The following is a 3125-nucleotide window of genomic DNA, read 5'->3' on the forward strand; positions in this document are numbered from 1 at the left end:
CCCCGTTTCCCTGGCTATTGGTGGTTCCATCATGATCAAGCAAGCGCTCATTTCCGTTTCCGACAAGACCGGCATCGTCGACTTCGCGAAGTCGCTGTCCGACCTCGGCGTCATGCTGCTGTCGACGGGCGGCACCGCGAAACTCCTCGCCGACGCCGGCCTGCCCGTGACCGAAGTGGCCGATTACACGGGCTTCCCGGAAATGCTCGATGGGCGCGTGAAGACGCTCCACCCGAAGGTGCACGGCGGCATCCTCGCCCGCCGCGACCTGCCCGAGCACATGCAGGCGCTGGAACAGCACGGCATCCCGACGATCGACCTGCTCGTCGTGAACCTGTATCCGTTCGTCGCGACGATCGCGAAGGACGACTGCACGCTCGCCGACGCGATCGAGAACATCGACATCGGCGGCCCGACGATGCTGCGCTCGGCCGCGAAGAACCACCGCGACGTGACGGTCGTCGTCGATCCGGCCGACTACGCGGTCGTGCTCGATGAAATGAAGGCGAACGGCAACACGGTCGGCTACCCGACCAACTTCCGCCTCGCGACGAAGGTGTTCGCGCACACCGCGCAATACGACGGCGCGATCACGAACTACCTGACGAGCCTGACCGACGAGCTGAAGCACGCATCGCGCAGCACGTACCCGGCCACGCTGAACCTGGCATTCGACAAGGTGCAGGACCTGCGCTACGGCGAGAACCCGCACCAGAGCGCGGCGTTCTACCGCGACCTCGCGACGCCGGCCGGCGCGCTGGCGAACTACCGCCAGCTGCAGGGCAAGGAACTGTCGTACAACAACATCGCGGATTCGGACGCGGCGTGGGAGTGCGTGAAGACGTTCGACGCGCCGGCCTGCGTGATCATCAAGCATGCGAACCCGTGTGGCGTCGCGGTGGGCAACGACTCGGCCGACGCATATGCGAAGGCGTTCCAGACCGACCCGACCTCCGCATTCGGCGGCATCATCGCGTTCAACCGCGAAGTCGACGAAGCGGCCGCGCAGGCGGTGGCGAAGCAATTCGTCGAAGTGCTGATCGCCCCGTCGTTCTCCGACGCCGCGAAGCAGGTGTTCGCCGCGAAGCAGAACGTGCGCCTGCTCGAGATTGCACTGGGTGACGGCCACAACGCATTCGACCTGAAGCGCGTCGGCGGCGGCCTGCTCGTGCAATCGCTCGATTCGCGCAACGTGCAGCCGAGCGAGCTGCGCGTCGTCACGAAGCGCCAGCCGACCGCGAAGGAAATGGACGACCTGCTGTTCGCGTGGCGCGTCGCGAAATACGTGAAGTCGAACGCGATCGTGTTCTGCGGCAACGGCATGACGCTCGGCGTCGGCGCCGGCCAGATGAGCCGCGTCGATTCCGCGCGCATCGCGAGCATCAAGGCGCAGAACGCGGGCCTGACGCTGGCCGGCTCGGCCGTCGCGTCGGATGCGTTCTTCCCGTTCCGCGATGGCCTCGACGTCGTCGTGGCGGCCGGCGCGACCTGCGTGATCCAGCCGGGCGGCTCGATGCGCGACGACGAAGTGATCGCGGCGGCCGACGAGCACGGTATCGCGATGGTCCTGACGGGCGTGCGTCACTTCCGTCACTGATCGCAGCATGCGGCCCGCGCGGCCGCTGCACGGGAACCCGGCGGCATCACCCCCGCCGGGTTTTTTTATTGCGCGGCGCCTTCGCGCACGACCGGGCGACCGGCTTGCCGCACCATTCGTTGTAGTATCGCTGCATCACGCCACTCTCCTCACTCATGCGAATTCTCGGCATCGACCCCGGCCTGCGCGTCACCGGCTTCGGCGTCATCGACGTCAGCGGCCACCGGCTCGCCTATGTCACGAGCGGCGTGATCCGCACACCGACGGCCGATCTGGCCACCCGGCTCGGCACGATCTTCCAGGGCGTCTCGACGATCGTGCGCGAACACGCGCCCGACCAGGCCGCGATCGAAAAGGTGTTCGTCAACGTGAACCCGCAGTCGACGCTGCTGCTCGGCCAGGCGCGCGGCGCCGCGATCTGCGGCCTCGTCGCGGGCGGGCTGCCGGTCGCTGAATACACGGCCCTGCAGCTCAAGCAGGCCGTGGTCGGCTACGGCCGTGCAACCAAGACGCAGATGCAGGAAATGGTCACGCGGCTGCTCAACCTGTCCGGCCAGCCGGGCTCCGACGCAGCCGACGCGCTCGGCATGGCGATCTGCCACGCGCACGGCGGCAACACGCTCAGCACGCTGGGCGGCCTGGCGCCGGCGCTCGCGCAGAAAGGGCTGCGCGTGCGGCGCGGCAGGTTGGTCGGCTGACGCTGCCGCGCATCGCGGCCCGTGGCCCGACGCGTCGGCTCCACTGCGTGGGCCGCCTGGACCGGGTTGGCCGCTTGCCCGCTTTACCCTCACCCGACATACCCGCGACACGCGCCGCTTCGGCCTGACGGCCGCGCCCATCGGCATTGCGCCGCGCGTGCGCTACACTCGCGCTTTCTTCCTCGCATCCCGTCCTCCATGATCGGTCGCATCGCCGGCATCCTGCTCGAAAAGAACCCGCCTCATCTGCTCGTCGACTGCAACGGCGTCGGCTACGAAATCGACGTGCCGATGAGCACCTTCTACAACCTGCCGCAAACGGGCGAGCGTGTCGTGCTGCTCACGCAGCAGATCGTCCGCGAGGACGCGCACCTGCTGTACGGCTTCCTGACGCCGCAGGAGCGCACGACCTTCCGCGAGCTGCTGAAGATCACCGGCATCGGCGCGCGCATGGCGCTCGCCGTGCTGTCCGGCATGAGCGTGCAGGAGCTCGCGCAGGCCGTGACGATGCAGGACGCCGCCCGCCTCACGCGCCTGCCCGGCATCGGCAAGAAGACCGCCGAGCGCCTGCTGCTCGAACTGAAGGGCAAGCTCGGCGCCGACCTCGGCGCGCTCGCCGGCGCCGCGTCGCCGTCCGACCACGCGACCGACATCCTCAACGCGCTGCTCGCGCTCGGCTACTCCGAAAAGGAAGGCCTCGCCGCGATCAAGAACGTGCCGGCCGGCACCGGCGTGTCCGAAGGCATCAAGCTCGCGCTGAAGGCGCTGTCAAAGGCGTAACGCACGTTCGATCCGGCCGTCGAAGCCAGTGTCGCGCCGCCGCGCGGCGC

3 protein-coding genes are annotated in these 3125 nt (G+C 68.3%); all 3 read left to right on the plus strand.

Going from position 1 to position 3125, the window contains the following annotated elements; genetic code table 11:
* Window positions 1-31: 31 nt before the first annotated feature.
* The 3 genes from purH (at window position 32) to ruvA (ending at window position 3075) form a co-directional block, all read left to right on the plus strand.
* On the plus strand, window positions 32-1597 hold the full coding sequence (gene purH, locus JMF90_RS30840) for a bifunctional phosphoribosylaminoimidazolecarboxamide formyltransferase/IMP cyclohydrolase (protein ID WP_125380840.1): 1566 nt from the start codon (window positions 32-34) through the stop codon (window positions 1595-1597).
* Between the two features lie 155 nt (window positions 1598-1752).
* The gene (ruvC, locus tag JMF90_RS30845) at window positions 1753-2295 is read left to right on the plus strand and encodes a crossover junction endodeoxyribonuclease RuvC (protein ID WP_006476894.1); all 543 of its coding nucleotides are present in this window, start codon (window positions 1753-1755) and stop codon (window positions 2293-2295) included.
* Window positions 2296-2493: 198 nt separating this feature from the next.
* Window positions 2494-3075 carry a Holliday junction branch migration protein RuvA gene (gene ruvA, locus JMF90_RS30850; protein ID WP_021162490.1) on the plus strand — a complete coding sequence of 194 codons (582 nt, stop codon included), beginning with the start codon at window positions 2494-2496 and terminating at the stop codon, window positions 3073-3075.
* The last annotated feature ends 50 nt before the right edge of the window (window positions 3076-3125 follow it).

Origin of the sequence: Burkholderia sp. E168m23 (assembly GCF_016586125.1) — a bacterium.
In the GTDB taxonomy this organism is placed as follows: Bacteria; Pseudomonadota; Gammaproteobacteria; order Burkholderiales; family Burkholderiaceae; genus Burkholderia; species Burkholderia orbicola.